This is a genomic window from Paraoerskovia marina, assembly GCF_900105445.1.
GTDB classification, from domain to species: domain Bacteria; phylum Actinomycetota; class Actinomycetes; order Actinomycetales; family Cellulomonadaceae; genus Paraoerskovia; species Paraoerskovia marina.
On sequence record NZ_LT629776.1, the window covers coordinates 2,074,652 to 2,088,305 of the forward strand.

Here is a 13,654-nt window from a genome sequence, read left to right on the forward strand (position 1 = left end):
ACTCCAGAAAGTTCAGTGGGTGGTGACGGTCTGGTCGACGTCGACGAGGACCCGGTCGCCGTCGATCGTCAGTTGATATACGGCGACCGGCCTGGTCGCGGGGAGCTGGCGTGGCTGTCCGGTGCGGAGGTCGAACTGCGAGCCGTGCAACCAGCACTCGACGAGGCAGCCCTCGACCTCGCCGTCCGACAGCGAGACCGCCCCGTGCGTGCAGATGTCGTCGATCGCGTGCCAGGTACCGTCGGAGTCGCGGGCGACCGCCACCTCGACGGTTCCTGCGGCACCCTCGACCTCGACCTTCATGACCTCCTCGGGAGCAAGGTCACCGGTGTGGCAGACCAGCTCCGCGGTCATGCGCGCGGTCCTTCGATCACGCTCATCGACTTCGCCAGCTCGTCCTCGATCGACGCGAGCAGCCGCTCCTCGACCTCGGGCACCCCGATGTCCTGGATGAGCTCGGCGAAGAACCCGCGCACGACGAGACGACGCGCGTCGATCTCGGGGATCCCGCGAGCCTGCAGGTAGAAGAGCTGCTCGTCGTCGAAGCGACCGGTGGCCGAGGCGTGCCCGGCCCCCTCGATCTCGCCCGTCTCGATCTCGAGGTTCGGGACCGAGTCGGCGCGTGCACCGTCGCTGAGGACCAGGTTCCGGTTGAGCTCGTACGTGTCGGTGGCGGACGCCTCGGCACGGATCAGCACGTCGCCGATCCAGACCGCGTGCGCACCCTCGCCCTGCAGCGCGCCCTTGTAGGTCACGCGCGACTTGCACGCGGGGACCGCGTGGTCGACGAAGAGGCGGTGCTCCTGGTGCTGGTCGGTGTCCGCGAAGTAGAGCCCGACCATCTCGACGTCGCCGCCCTCGGCCGTGAACTCGGCGTCGGGGGTCACACGGACGACGTCGCCGCCGAACGTGACGACGACGTGCTTGAGGTGGGCGTCCTTGCCGATCCGCGACCGGTGCGAGCTGGCGTGCACCGCACCCTCGGCCCAGTCCTGCACGGAGACCACGGTCAGGTTCGCACCCTCGTCGACGACGATCTCGACCGTCTCGGTCAGCGTCGCGCTGCCGACGTGGTCGAGGACGACGACGGCGGAGCTGTTCTCCTCCGCGTGCACCACCAGGTGCGCCGCCGTCGCGTCGTTCGACGTGCCCTCGATGCGGATCGAGGTGACGTCGCTCGCCGTGACACCCGCGGGGACGGTCACGACCGTGGCCTGCGTCGCGGCGTTCCACGCGACGACCGCAGCGCGGTCGCCAGGGCGTCCCGCGGTACCCAGGCGCTTGTCGTCGCGACCGACGATCTCGACCTGAACCTCAGGGGCCTCGACGACGGTGGTGATGACGCCTGCGCCGGAGAGGTCGCCGTCGAACAGCGGCATGAGACGGGCGACGGGCGAGAACCGCCACTCCTCCTCGCGGCCCGACGGGACGGGGATGTCGGCGAGGTCGAACGACGTCAGGCGCTCGGCACGCGAACCCTGCGGCGAGCTGCCGTTCCCGTGGGTGTGCGCGCCGTCGACGGCAGCACGCGAGTGGTCGGTGCTCAGGCCGGCAGGCTCGCCGCCGAACGCGGCGGCCTCGTCGGCGGTGGGCGTGTTCAGATCAGTGCTGGCGGTAGTCATCAGCCGACGGACCCTTCCATCTGGAGCTCGATGAGGCGGTTCAGCTCGAGGGCGTACTCCATGGGGAGCTCGCGCGCGATGGGCTCGACGAACCCGCGCACGATCATGGCCATCGCCTCGGTCTCGGGCATGCCTCGGGACATCAGGTAGAACAGCTGGTCCTCGCTGACGCGGGAGACCGTCGCCTCGTGCCCCATCGAGACGTCGTCCTCGCGCACGTCGACGTACGGGTACGTGTCGGAGCGAGAGATCTGGTCGACGAGCAGCGCGTCGCAGAGCACGGTCGACGCGGAGTGCTCAGCACCCTCGAGGACCTGGACGAGACCGCGGTAGGACGTCCGCCCACCACCGCGCGCCACCGACTTCGAGACGATCGAGCTGGAGGTGTGCGGTGCAGCGTGGACCATCTTGGCCCCGGCGTCCTGGTGCTGGCCCTCGCCCGCGAACGCGATCGACAGCGTCTCGCCACGGGCGTGCTCGCCGAGGAGGTAGATCGCCGGGTACTTCATGGTGACCTTGGAGCCGATGTTGCCGTCGACCCACTCCATCGTCGCGCCCTCGGCGGCCGTCGCACGCTTGGTCACGAGGTTGTAGACGTTGTTCGACCAGTTCTGGATGGTCGTGTACCGGACCCGCGCGTTCTTCTTGACGACGATCTCGACGACGGCGGAGTGCAGGGAGTCGCTCGAGTAGATCGGCGCCGTGCAGCCCTCGACGTAGTGGACGTACGAGCCCTCGTCCGCGATGATCAGCGTCCGCTCGAACTGACCCATGTTCTCGGTGTTGATCCGGAAGTAGGCCTGGAGCGGGATCTCGACGTGCACGCCCGGCGGGACGTAGACGAACGACCCGCCCGACCACACCGACGTGTTGAGCGCGGCGAACTTGTTGTCACCGCTGGGGATGACCGTCCCGAAGTACTCCTCGAAGAGCTCGGGGTACTCGCGCAGGCCAGTGTCCGTGTCGACGAAGATGACGCCCTGCTCCTCCAGGTCCTCACGGATCTGGTGGTAGACGACCTCGGACTCGTACTGTGCCGCGACACCGGCGACCAGACGCTGCTTCTCGGCCTCCGGGATACCGAGGCGGTCGTACGTCGCCTTGATGTCCTCGGGAAGCTCTTCCCAGCTAGTCGCCTGCTTCTCGGTCGAGCGGACGAAGTACTTGATGTTGTCGAAGTGGATCCCGGAGAGGTCGGAACCCCAGTTCGGCATCGGCTTCTTCTCGAACAGGCTGAGGGCCTTGAGTCGACGCTTCAGCATCCACTCGGGCTCGTTCTTCAGCGCCGAGATGTTGCGCACGACGGCTTCGCTGAGACCGCGCTGCGCCGTGGCGCCGGCGGAGTCGCTGTCGTGCCAACCGTATTCGTACGAGCCGATCGAGGCGATGATCTCCTCGTCCGACTGCGGTGTCAGGTTGTCCTGCGTGGGAGCGCTCATGTCAGTCCTTCCGCGTTCCGGGGACGGTGTGGGTCGTTCTGGTCGTCAAGCTGTCTACTGGGATTGGGACGTTGGTGGTACAGGCGTGCGCTCCTCCCGCCAGGGTGGCGAGACGCTGCACGTGCGAGCCGAGGAGCTCCGAGAAGACCCGGGCCTCCGCCTCGCACAGTTCGGGAAACTCCGCCGCCACGTGCTGGATGGGGCAGTGCCCCTGGCAGAGCTGCAGGGCCATCGACCCGCCGGTGGGACGCACGCTCGCGGCGTACCCCTCGTCGCTGAGGACGTCGGCGAGCTGGACGACGCGGTCCGCGACCGTCTCCGCGTCGACGTCCTTGGCACGGCGGGAGGCAAGGTCCGCGAGCCGTAGCCGGGCGAACTCGGCGACGGCCTCGTCCCCACCCGCCGACCGCAGATAGCGCAGTGCCTGGCCTGCCAGCTCGGGGTAGGCACCCGTGAGCGACGACTGTCCGTGCTCGGTCGCCACGAACCGGCGGGCCGGGCGGCCGCGACGCACCTCGGTCGGGGGTACGACGTGAGGAGCGATGAGGCCGTCTGCCTCGAGAAGCCCGAGGTGCCGACGGACACCCGCGGGCGTCAGACCCAGCGTCGAGGCGAGGGTGGCGGCGGCGACCGGCCCGTCGGTCACGACGTGACGCAGGACACGCTCGCGCGTCGACTCGTCCGAGGTGTCGGCGAGGTCGAACTGCCGCGTGGCACCGTGCTCCATGACCCCACCTCCTCTGATCGCGTCGAAGAATGCGGACAGTCCGCATATCGCAACATCCTCGTTCTCTAATTGCCGGTTGGCAAGCAAGGCGACCCTCACAGGACCTGTCCCGCGCACCCCTCTAGACTGCCGCAGTGAGCAATCCCGCCCTCGTCGTCCGCGACCTGACGAAGAGCTATGACGGCCGCCCCGTCGTCGACCGGTTGAGCATGGAGGCGCACGCCGGCCAGGTCACGGCGGTGCTCGGTCCGAACGGCGCGGGCAAGACGACGACGATCGAGTGCTGCGAAGGCCTCCGGACGCCAGACTCGGGCGAGATCCGGGTCCTCGGCATGGACCCGGCCGCCGAGGCCTCGGCAGCACGCGCACGCGTCGGTGTCATGCTCCAGGACGGCGGCCTCCCCTCCGGCGCGCGCGCCCTCGAGGTGCTCACGCACGTCTCCACGATGTACGCCCGTCCCCGCTCCGTCGACGACCTCGTCGACAGGCTCGGCCTGGCAGGCTTCGCCGGCACGACGGTCCGTCGGCTCTCGGGCGGGCAGCGCCAGCGCCTCGCCCTCGCGATCGCCGTCGTCGGCCGTCCGGAGCTCGTCTTCCTCGACGAACCGAGTGCCGGACTCGACCCGCAGAGCCGCCGCGCCGTCTGGGACCTCGTACGTGAGCTCCGGGACACGGGCGTCGCCATCGTGCTCACCACCCACCTCATGGACGAGGCCGAGAACCTCGCGGACCGCGTCTACGTCGTCGACCACGGTTCCGTCGTCGCCGAGGGGACGACGGAGCAGCTGCTGGCGGGCCGCGAACAGACGATCCGCGTCGAGACGTCCACGGGCCTCGACGTCGCGATCGCGGCGAGCCTGCTCTCGCAGGACACAGGGTCCGACTGGAACGCCGTCGAGGAGTCCCCCGGCGTCTACCTCCTGCACGGTGAGGTCACCCCCGCCGCCCTCCGTGCGACGACGACCTGGCTCGTGCAGGCGGACGCGCTCGCCCACCGCATCAGCACGGGCCGGCGCACGCTCGAGGACGTCTTCCTCGAACTCACCGGACGGACCCTGCGATGACGACCTCCACGCCGGCTCCCGCGTCACGGCGCATCTTCGCGCAGGCGACGTTCGAGACGCGCGCGATCCTGCGCAACGGCGAGCAGCTCCTCGTCACCATCATCCTGCCCGCCATCGTGCTCGTCGGCCTCGTGGCGACCGACGTCGTCTCGATGGACACGGGTGGCCTGTCCCGGGTCGACTACGTGACGCCGGGCGTGCTCGCCCTGGCCGTCATGGCGACCGCGTTCACGTCACAGGCCATCGCGACGGCCTTCGACCGTCGGAACGGGGTGCTCCGGCTCCTGGCCACGACTCCCCTGGGCCGCGGCGGACTCGTCGCCGGAAAGGTGCTGGGGGTCCTCGCCGTGGAGGTCGTCCAGGTCCTCGTGCTCGCCACGACCGCGCTCTTCCTCGGATGGTCCCCCGACCCTTCCGGTCTCCTCGCGGCGCTCGTGGCGGTCCTGCTCGGTACCGCGGCGTTCACCGCTCTTGCCCTGCTCATCGCCGGGACCATGCGCGCAGAGGGGGTGCTGGCGGTTGCCAACCTGGTCCTGATCCTTCTCGCGCTCGGCGGAGGCGTCATCATCCCCGCCGACCACCTGCCGGGGATCCTCGGCCCGATCGTCATGGCACTGCCGTCGGGCGCGCTCGCGGAGGCGATGTCGGCGGCGCTGGTCGACGGGACGTTCGCGCTCGGCTCGCTGGCGATCCTTGCCCTCTGGGCGGCCGCACTGTCGGTTCTGACCGCGAGGACGTTCCGCTGGCAGTAGGTCGCCGGCACGACGGCCGAGGAACCCGGGCCGACGTCACACTCGCAGGCGCCGGGAACGAGGATCGGACCGACTACCGTAGAGGCGTGAGCACGCCCACGCAGACGCCCCCGCAGACCGACTGGCTGGCACGCTTCCGCCCCTGGACGCACGGAGTCCTGGTCGCGAACCTCGTCGTCCAGATCGGCATCATCGTGACCGGCGGGGCGGTCCGCCTCACCGGGTCGGGGCTCGGCTGCTCGACGTGGCCCGAGTGCGAACCCGGTCAGTTCACCGCGGCGTTCCACCCCGAGACGTCGTACCACCAGTACATCGAGTTCGGGAACCGGACGATCACCGGGGTCCTGGGTGTTCTCGCCATCGCGGTCGTCCTGCTCGTCTGCACCGACCGCAGCCGCTCGCGCGCCTACCGACTGCTCGGTCTCGTCCCGCTCGTCGGCGTCGTCGCCCAGGCCCTGCTCGGCGGAATCCTCGTGCTGCTCCACCTCCACCCCGGGCTGGTCTCGCTGCACTTCGTGATCTCGGCGTGCCTGGTCGCCGTCTCGGCACTTCTGCTGCACCGCTCCGGCGAGGGCGACGCGCCGCCGCGACGGGTCGTGGAACCCGCTCTGCACACGCTCGGCACGTGGCTCGTCGTGCTGATGGTGCCGGTCGTCGTCCTGGGTGTGATCGTCACCGGGGCGGGTCCGCACAGCGGGGACGACGAGATCGCCTACCGCATCGGGGTCGACCCGGCCCTGATGACCCGGCTTCACGCCGCCTCCGTGTGGATCTTCCTCGCGGTGCTCGCGGTGACCCTCGTGGTCGCCTTCCGCACGAACGCGCCGCGGGCGGTGACGAAGGCGCTCTGGATCGTCGTGGTGATCACGCTCGGGCAGGGCCTGATCGGCTACGTGCAGTACTTCACCGGGCTTCCGGCGCTGCTCGTCGGGCTCCACATGCTCGGCGCGGCCGTTCTCGTCGCAGGGGTCGTGAAGGTTCCGCTCACGATGCGCGTGCGCGAGGCGCTCTGACCCTCAGGCGCGCGGGTCGACGTCCGCCATCACGTGACGGCGTCGATGTGGCCACGGCGTCTCGGCCGGACGGAGCGTCGACCAGCCGCGGGCGCGTGCCTGAGCCGCGGCGAGGACGCCCACCACGGTGTTGGGGTTGTGCAGGCCGCCCGTGAGCACCGCGTCGACAGCCTCCTCCAGCGGAAGCCACCGTGCCGGCATGCCGGCCTCCTCGTGCTCCCGCTCGAAGCGCTCGGCGGCGGGAACCTCGACGAGATCACGCGCGAGGAACACGCGGAGGGCCTCCGTCGACCCGCCCGGCGTCGTCGAGTAGTCGACGAGGAGGTCCCAGCGCGTCGCGCGCAGGTCGGCCTCCTCGTAGAGCTCGCGCTGCGCCGCGGTGAGCGCGTCCTCACCCACGACGTCCAGGAGCCCCGCGGGCGGCTCCCACATCTCAAGGCCCGCGGGGTGCCGGTACTGCCGCTGGAGCAGGACACGGTCGTCGGGGTCCAGCGCGACGACCGCCACCGCACCGGGGTGATCGATCACCTCACGGGTGACGACGACGCCCGGGTCCAGCTCGACGTCGTCCGCGACGACGTCCCAGATCGGACCCCGATGGACCAGACGCCGCTCGCGGACGGTGCGCCGCGCCGGCTCGTCCGCGAGCGGCGCGCTCACCGCTGGGCCTCGACCGCCGCGGCGACCAGGCCGGAGAACAACGGGTGGGCGCGCGTGGGGCGCGACTTGAACTCGGGGTGCGCCTGCGTGCTGACGTAGTACGGGTGGACGTCCCGGGGCAGCTCCACGAACTCGACGAGCGAGCCGTCCGGAGACGTCCCGGAGATCACCAGACCGGCGTCCTCGAGCTGCGACCGGTAGGCGTTGTTCACCTCGTAGCGGTGACGGTGGCGCTCCGAGACCAGCTCCGAGCCGTAGGCCACGGCGGCGACCGACCCCGGGGCGAGAGCTGCGTCGTACGCGCCGAGACGCATGGTGCCGCCCATGTCACCCTTGCCGCCGACGAACTCGATCTGCTCCGCCATCGTGGCAACCAGCGGGTGCGCCGTGTCGGGGTCGAACTCCGTCGACGACGCGTCCGCGATGCCGACGACGTTGCGGGCGTACTCGATCACCATCGACTGGAGTCCGAGGCAGATGCCCAGCGTCGGCACCTTGTTCTCGCGCGCCCAGCGAAGCGCGCCGAGCTTCCCCTCGATACCTCGGACGCCGAAGCCGCCGGGGACGAGGATCGCGTCCACGCCGCTGAGAGCGTCGTCCGCTCCCTCAGGGGTCTGGCAGTCGTCCGAGGTCACCCAGCGGATCGAGACCTTGGCGTCGTTGTCGAACCCGCCGGCGCGGAGCGCCTCGGTCACCGACAGGTACGCGTCGGGCAGGTCGATGTACTTGCCGACGAGGGCGATCTCGACCTGGTGCGCCGGGCGGTGCACGCGCTCGAGCAGCTCCGTCCAGCCGTCCCAGTCGACGTCTCCGTGCGAGAGCCCGAGCCGACGGACGACGTAGGCGTCGAGCCCTTCGCCGTGCAGGACCCGCGGGATGTCATAGATGCTCGGCGCGTCGACGGCGGCGACGACGGCCTCGTTGTCCACGTCGCACATGAGCGCGATCTTCCGCTTGACCGACTCGGGCACCTCGCGGTCGGCCCGCAGCACGAGTGCGTCGGGCTGGATGCCGATCGACCGCAGCGCGGCGACCGAGTGCTGCGTCGGCTTGGTCTTGAGCTCGCCCGAGGGGCCGATGTACGGCACGAGCGAGACGTGCAGGAAGAAGCAGTCGTCGCGACCGAGCTCGTGGCGGATCTGCCGCGCAGCCTCGAGGAACGGCTGGGACTCGATGTCGCCGACCGTGCCACCGACCTCGGTGATGATCACGTCGTAGTCGGCACCGGCCTGGGCGCGCATCCGCGACTTGATCTCGTCGGTGATGTGCGGGATGACCTGCACGGTGTCACCGAGGTACTCGCCGCGGCGCTCCTTGGCGATGACCTGGGAGTACACCTGGCCGGTCGTCACGTTCGCGGAGGCGGGCAGGTCGTTGTCGAGGAAACGCTCGTAGTGACCGATGTCGAGGTCCGTCTCCGCCCCGTCCTCGGTCACGAAGACCTCACCGTGCTGGAACGGGTTCATCGTCCCCGGGTCGACGTTGAGGTACGGGTCGAGCTTCTGCATCGTGACGCGAAGTCCACGGCTGCGCAGCAGACGGCCGAGGCTGGAAGCCGTCAGTCCCTTGCCGAGCGAGGAGGCGACGCCTCCGGTCACGAAGATGTGCCGCGTCGTGTGGCGCGCGTCGGCGCCGGAGTCGAGGGGGCTGGGGGTCTGGATCAAAGGGTCTGCCACGGAACTCCATGCTAACAGTGGATGGCGGACGCGCCCGTCCACTAGGAGGTGACGCTCGTCCCGCCCGCGTATGCACGCAGGAGCTGTCCGACGACGTCCTCGACCCTGGGCAGGGCCAGGAACCGGTCGCGGGCCGCGGAACGGAGCCGGTCACGCTCGGCCTCGTCCCCCAGGACGTGCCCGACGGCGTCGGCCAGGCCCCGTGCGTCCCCGACAGGGACGACACGGGCGGCGTCCCCGGTGACCTCACAGGTGCCCCCCGCGTCCGTCACGACGAGAGCGGCACCCGCCCCCAGCGCCTCCTGGACGCCGATGGGCTGCCCCTCCCACACGGCCGCGCTGACCACGACGTCCGCCGCGAGCAGGAGCCGGTCGACGTCGTCTCGTCGGCCGAGAAGGCTCACGGGCGCACCACGGTCGACGGCGCGCCCGAGCAGCTCCTCCCTCAGCGGACCGTCCCCTGCGACCACCCACGTGACGTCGTGGTCGATCATGGCTGCGGCGTCGACGAGCGTCGAGAGACCCTTCTGGGGCGCCAGCCGGGCAACCGTCACCACGAGCCCCTCGTCCGGGTCGATGCCCAGCTCCTCACGCACCGACGCGACGGCCCGAGAGCGCTCACTCTCGGGTACCGGCCCGTCCGCAAGGCTCGGCGCGGGGACGAGCGCCCGCGCGACGTCGCGGGCTCCACGGGCGGCCATCGCGTCGACAAGATCTCCGGATACCCCGAGCACGACGTCGGAGCCCCGGGCGACGATGCGTTCGAGGACCGCGGAGACGCCACGCACCGCCCGGGACCCGACCGGCAGGTTGTGCACCGTGACGACGATGCGCGGCCGTGCGCGCAACCCACGCGTGGCGAGCACGACCAACGCGCCGGCGCGCAGGCCGTGCGCGTGGACGACGTCGGCGCCCACGACCGCACGCCGCAGGGCCGTCGCGGCCGCGACGTCCGCGGGACGAGGTCGGTCCGTGATCTCGACGGCGGCGAACGGCACCCCGGGAGGCGCCGCGAGCGCCTCGACCGAGCGCGGACCCACGACGCGCGTGTCGATCCCCGCGTCGGTCAGCGCCTGCGCCACCTGCGCCACGTGGCGCGCGACGCCCCCTGCGCTCGAACCCAGCACCTGGACGACTCTCATGCTTCTCCTCCGAGGACGGCGGCGAGCGCTCGCCGGTCCGCCAGCCACGAGACGGCCAGGACGATCCCCGCCCCGACGACGCCTGCCAGCAGACCGACCAGGGCGCCACCCACGAACGACGCGTCGTCCGGGAGGACGAGGCGGTTGAGCGCTGCACCCGCGGCCGCGCCGAGCGCACCCCCGAGCGTGATGACGACCGTGGTGCGCCCGGTACCGCGCATCGCCTGGTCGCCGAGGTGTCGGTGCGCGGCCGCGAGAAGCAGCACGGCCGCCACGGTCATGCCGACGGTGTTCGCCGCTCCGAGCAGGACGAGCGTGGCCTCCCGGTTCCTGTCGTCGCCCAGCACGATCGCCGGGAGGACGAACGCCAGGATCGAGACGACGAACCATCCCGCACTTGTCGCGACGACGGCGGCTCGTCCGTGGTCGACCGAGTACAGCGCTCGTGAGACGTGGAAGATGAGCGCATATCCCAGGAGCCCGGGCGCCATCCACGCCAGGCCCGCCCCCATGCCGGAGACGGTTCCGTCGGCGAACGTCGCGAAGACCGCCTCGACCGCGCCCGAGGCGGCGATCACCCCGGCGACCCCGGCGGCGACGATCGTGAGCATGGTCCGCGTCGTGCGCGAGAACAGTCGTCCCAGGCCCGGGAGGTCGTCCGCCGCGGCACGCTCGGCGATGCGAGGAAAGGCACTCGTGGCCAGCGGGACCGCGAGCAGGGCGAACGGGAGCCAGTAGACCGCCTGGGTGTACGTGTAGACGGGGAAGGTCCCGGACCCGGGGCCGCCGTACCGGTTCGCCGCCAGCATCACCGCGACGACGGACACCTGCTGGGCTGCCAGCCCACCGATCCCTGCCAGCGCGAGAGCTCGCACGCGGCGCGCCTCGCCCGGTGCGAATCGCAGGGTGGGTCGGAGCCTGACCCCCGTACGCATCGCGGGCACGACCAGGGGAAGGCTCATGGCGGCGACACCCGCGGTCGTGCCCCAGGCGAGCCATGCCAGTGCCGTGTCGGACGCCTCGGCCGCGGTCTCCGGCGCCGAGCCGACCAGGCTTCCGTAGACGAAGTACGCGACGATGACGACGACCGAGGAGAACATCGGCGCGGCGGCGGGCCAGAAGAACCGACGGTGCGCCTGCAGCACGCCGGACATGACGATCCCGACGCCGTAGAGCGGGATCTGCAGGGCGAAGACCCGCAGGAATCCCGTCGCGAGCTCCGCCGTGCCGGACTCGACAGCCGCGCCGCCGACGGCGACGACGACGAGGTCGACGAGCGGTCCCGCGAAGACCGCGACGAGACCGCCGAGCGGAACCAGGACGAGCAGGCTCCAGCACAGGAGCGCGGATGCGGTGCGTGAGACCTCGACGCGCGAGCTGCGGGCGATCGGACCGGCGAGGAGCGGGATCACCGCACCGGCCAGGGCCCCGCCCGCTGCCACCTCGAACAGGACGTTCGGGAGCAGGTTGGCGGTGGAGTAGGCCTCCGCCACGGGGTTGTCCGACCCGACCTGGCCGGCCTGGACGCCCCAGCGCAGGAAGCCCAGTGCGCGACTGATCAGCGTGACGACGGTGATCATCGCGGCGGCACCGGCAAGAGACTGGACCGCGACCCGTGCCCGCGGGGACATCAGTGCTCTCCGCCCCGGCCCCACGTGTCCAGACGGTGCAGGACCGGGTTGTCGGCGATCACGGCCGAGAAGCTCACGCGCTCGCTCGCGAGCGTCAGACCGACGATCCCTGCCAGGACGGCACATCGGACCGGGCGGGGCGCCGTGGCGGCCAGCTCGGCGCCCAGCACTGCACCCAGCGCGTTGGCTCCGCAGTCGCCGAGCATGTCCCGGCCGGCGAGGTCGGCCGGTGCCGCTGCGACGCCGGCACCGACGACGGCCCCGGTGCTCCCCGGGGACGAGGGCGCCAGGAGGACGGCACCGACCACGGAGGCCTTCAACGCCCGTCCGGGACGGAGATCGAGGAGGTTGACGAGGTTCGCCGCCCCGGCGACGAGCGCCGTGTCGACGGCCAGGTCGAGGACGCGTCCGACTCCGACGGAACGGCGCGGGACGACGGCCGCGGCGAGTGCCGCGGTCGCGCCGATGCCCAGGACCTTCAGGCCCCCGGTCGTCAGCTCGCCCCGGGCGAGCGCACCGAGGTGGCCCCGCAGCCCCTTGGCCCGGGTCGACGGGTCCTCGGTGAGATCGTCGACCAGACCGAAGGCGCCGGCACCGAGCCCCGCAATCGCGACCGCACTCCCGTGACGGGCGCTCGGCGCTCCTGCGAGGGCCCCGAGCCCTGTCCCCACGGCGACGGCCGGGCCCTCGAGCAGGCTTACCGGGTTGCCGGCATGGTTCGTGCGCGTCCAGCGCGGCGCGTCGGGGCCCGCGAGCGCCTGCCCGAGCTCGCGCGCCGTGGCCGTCACGCCCGCGGCCACGATCGCGGCGGCCACCGCGCGACGGCGCCTCACGCTGCCTCGTCGACCGACGCCGACTGGTCGCTCGCCGACGGCGCACCGTCGATCCGCTCGGGCAGCTCGACGGCGTCGGGCATGACCGACGTGGCGCTCTCCTCGAACCCGTAGTGACCGACGACGTCGACGTACGACGCCGCCAGTGCGAGCGGGACGTTGATCTGACCGGCCAGCGAACCGGTACCGGAGACCGTGGACACGGGCTCTTCCTCGTCGCGCAGGAGGGTGATCAGGTCTCCGTCGACCGCGGCCGGCCCTGCGACCACGGCGCCCTGGGCCGCCTCGGCGGACGCGAGAGCGATCGACGCCTCGATCTGCACCGGACCCGCGTCGGTCTCCGCCGTCGGCGCGTCGGTTCCCGCCTCGGTCGGCACGGCCTCTCCCTCGCTCGTGTCGGCTGCCGGGTCGGCCGGCGGCGAGAGCAGCAGGATGGTCTCGGCCGGAGCGGTCACGTCCTCGGAGACGGTAAGCAGTCCGGCGTCGACGAGAGTCTGGAGAACTGCTGACCCGTCGTCGCTGCCCTCGACAGAGGCAGGCTCCGTCAACGAGGTGGCGAGCGCGGTCGCCAGGGCCTGCACGGCGTCCTCGTCGGCCATCGACTCTTCGTCGGTGCTCTCCTCCGTGCCGGTGTCCGAGGTCTCTGCCCCGTCCTGCGACGCGAGGTCCTCCGCCGCAGCGACGCGTGCGGTGCTGTCGTCACCGGTCCACGACTCGGTGATGGCGACCGAGGCCGTCACGGTCGCCCCGGCCAGCTCGAGCTGCTCGGCCACGGGTTCGTAGCGGACCTGGTCGAGGTCGCCGAGCGCGACGACGGCCACCGAGACACCGTCCAACGAGCCGTCCACGAGCCGTGGCCCGCTCGCCTCGATGAACGCCGCCGCGGCGTCTCCCGCGTCCTCGGACTCGTCGAGCTCCTCGCGCAGCTCGTTGCGCTCGGCACGCAGCTGGTCGACCTGGCCGGTGAGCTGGTCACCGATCGGCCCCTCGAGCGGGCCCGCTCCCAGGATGATCCCCACGGCGAGCGCGAGGAACACCGAGATCAGCGAGACGATGTGGTAGCGGAAGTCGATCACGGTGTTCGTCGGTCCTTCG

General features: G+C 71.3%; 13 protein-coding genes. 3 read left to right on the forward strand and 10 right to left on the reverse strand.

Features of this window, described 5'->3' with window-relative positions:
- Nucleotides 1-12 precede the first annotated feature (12 nt).
- The 4 genes from BLU20_RS09330 to BLU20_RS09345 are packed head-to-tail and all read right to left on the reverse strand — an operon-like array spanning nt 13 to nt 3,788.
- A complete protein-coding gene (locus BLU20_RS09330) occupies nt 13-354 on the reverse strand; it encodes a non-heme iron oxygenase ferredoxin subunit (RefSeq protein WP_029253267.1) in 342 nt (113 codons plus the stop codon).
- On the reverse strand, nt 351-1,622 hold the full coding sequence (gene sufD / locus BLU20_RS09335) for a Fe-S cluster assembly protein SufD (protein WP_081829748.1): 1,272 nt from the start codon (nt 1,620-1,622) through the stop codon (nt 351-353). Before sufD ends, BLU20_RS09330 begins: the two co-directional genes overlap by 4 nt.
- Complete coding sequence (gene sufB / locus BLU20_RS09340; RefSeq protein WP_029253265.1) at nt 1,622-3,061, reverse strand: Fe-S cluster assembly protein SufB; 1,440 nt, start codon at nt 3,059-3,061, stop codon at nt 1,622-1,624. Before sufB ends, sufD begins: the two co-directional genes overlap by 1 nt.
- A gap of 1 nt (nt 3,062) precedes the next feature.
- Nucleotides 3,063-3,788, reverse strand: coding sequence for a helix-turn-helix transcriptional regulator (locus BLU20_RS09345; RefSeq protein WP_083372352.1), 726 nt, complete (start codon nt 3,786-3,788; stop codon nt 3,063-3,065).
- A gap of 134 nt (nt 3,789-3,922) precedes the next feature.
- Here BLU20_RS09345 and BLU20_RS09350 point away from each other — a divergent pair, with 134 nt between their 5' ends.
- The 3 genes from BLU20_RS09350 (at nt 3,923) to BLU20_RS09360 (ending at nt 6,617) form a co-directional block, all read left to right on the forward strand.
- Complete coding sequence (locus tag BLU20_RS09350) at nt 3,923-4,852, forward strand: ABC transporter ATP-binding protein (protein ID WP_231959173.1); 930 nt, start codon at nt 3,923-3,925, stop codon at nt 4,850-4,852.
- The gene (locus BLU20_RS09355; protein ID WP_083372353.1) at nt 4,849-5,604 is read left to right on the forward strand and encodes an ABC transporter permease; all 756 of its coding nucleotides are present in this window, start codon (nt 4,849-4,851) and stop codon (nt 5,602-5,604) included. Before BLU20_RS09350 ends, BLU20_RS09355 begins: the two co-directional genes overlap by 4 nt.
- An 86-nt stretch (nt 5,605-5,690) precedes the next feature.
- Nucleotides 5,691-6,617 carry a COX15/CtaA family protein gene (locus BLU20_RS09360; RefSeq protein WP_083372354.1) on the forward strand — a complete coding sequence of 309 codons (927 nt, stop codon included), beginning with the start codon at nt 5,691-5,693 and terminating at the stop codon, nt 6,615-6,617.
- 3 nt (nt 6,618-6,620) lie between these two features.
- Here the strand turns inward: BLU20_RS09360 and BLU20_RS09365 are convergent, their stop codons facing one another.
- The 6 genes from BLU20_RS09365 to BLU20_RS09390 are packed head-to-tail and all read right to left on the reverse strand — an operon-like array spanning nt 6,621 to nt 13,635.
- Nucleotides 6,621-7,277, reverse strand: coding sequence for an NUDIX domain-containing protein (locus tag BLU20_RS09365; protein WP_083372355.1), 657 nt, complete (start codon nt 7,275-7,277; stop codon nt 6,621-6,623).
- Nucleotides 7,274-8,953, reverse strand: a complete 1,680-nt coding sequence (locus BLU20_RS09370; RefSeq protein ID WP_029253259.1) for a CTP synthase — start codon at nt 8,951-8,953, stop codon at nt 7,274-7,276. Before BLU20_RS09370 ends, BLU20_RS09365 begins: the two co-directional genes overlap by 4 nt.
- A 41-nt stretch (nt 8,954-8,994) precedes the next feature.
- Nucleotides 8,995-10,095 carry a glycosyltransferase family 4 protein gene (locus tag BLU20_RS09375; protein ID WP_083372356.1) on the reverse strand — a complete coding sequence of 367 codons (1,101 nt, stop codon included), beginning with the start codon at nt 10,093-10,095 and terminating at the stop codon, nt 8,995-8,997.
- Nucleotides 10,092-11,726: a murein biosynthesis integral membrane protein MurJ gene (murJ, locus tag BLU20_RS09380; RefSeq protein WP_083372357.1), complete on the reverse strand. Its 1,635-nt coding sequence runs from the start codon at nt 11,724-11,726 to the stop codon at nt 10,092-10,094. The genes BLU20_RS09375 and murJ overlap by 4 nt, the downstream gene beginning before the upstream one ends.
- A complete protein-coding gene (locus tag BLU20_RS09385; RefSeq protein WP_083372358.1) occupies nt 11,726-12,559 on the reverse strand; it encodes a hypothetical protein in 834 nt (277 codons plus the stop codon). Before BLU20_RS09385 ends, murJ begins: the two co-directional genes overlap by 1 nt.
- The gene (locus BLU20_RS09390; protein ID WP_052367067.1) at nt 12,556-13,635 is read right to left on the reverse strand and encodes a copper transporter; all 1,080 of its coding nucleotides are present in this window, start codon (nt 13,633-13,635) and stop codon (nt 12,556-12,558) included. The genes BLU20_RS09385 and BLU20_RS09390 overlap by 4 nt, the downstream gene beginning before the upstream one ends.
- Nucleotides 13,636-13,654 lie beyond the last annotated feature (19 nt).

Coding starts and splice junctions, on each gene's coding strand:
- BLU20_RS09330 (WP_029253267.1), bottom strand. CDS start 354: ATGACCGCGGAGCTGGTCTGCCACACCGGTGACCTTGCTCCCGAGGAG.
- sufD (WP_081829748.1), bottom strand. CDS start 1,622: ATGACTACCGCCAGCACTGATCTGAACACGCCCACCGCCGACGAGGCC.
- sufB (WP_029253265.1), bottom strand. CDS start 3,061: ATGAGCGCTCCCACGCAGGACAACCTGACACCGCAGTCGGACGAGGAG.
- BLU20_RS09345 (WP_083372352.1), bottom strand. CDS start 3,788: ATGGAGCACGGTGCCACGCGGCAGTTCGACCTCGCCGACACCTCGGAC.
- BLU20_RS09355 (WP_083372353.1), top strand. CDS start 4,849: ATGACGACCTCCACGCCGGCTCCCGCGTCACGGCGCATCTTCGCGCAG.
- BLU20_RS09375 (WP_083372356.1), bottom strand. CDS start 10,095: ATGAGAGTCGTCCAGGTGCTGGGTTCGAGCGCAGGGGGCGTCGCGCGC.
- murJ (WP_083372357.1), bottom strand. CDS start 11,726: ATGTCCCCGCGGGCACGGGTCGCGGTCCAGTCTCTTGCCGGTGCCGCC.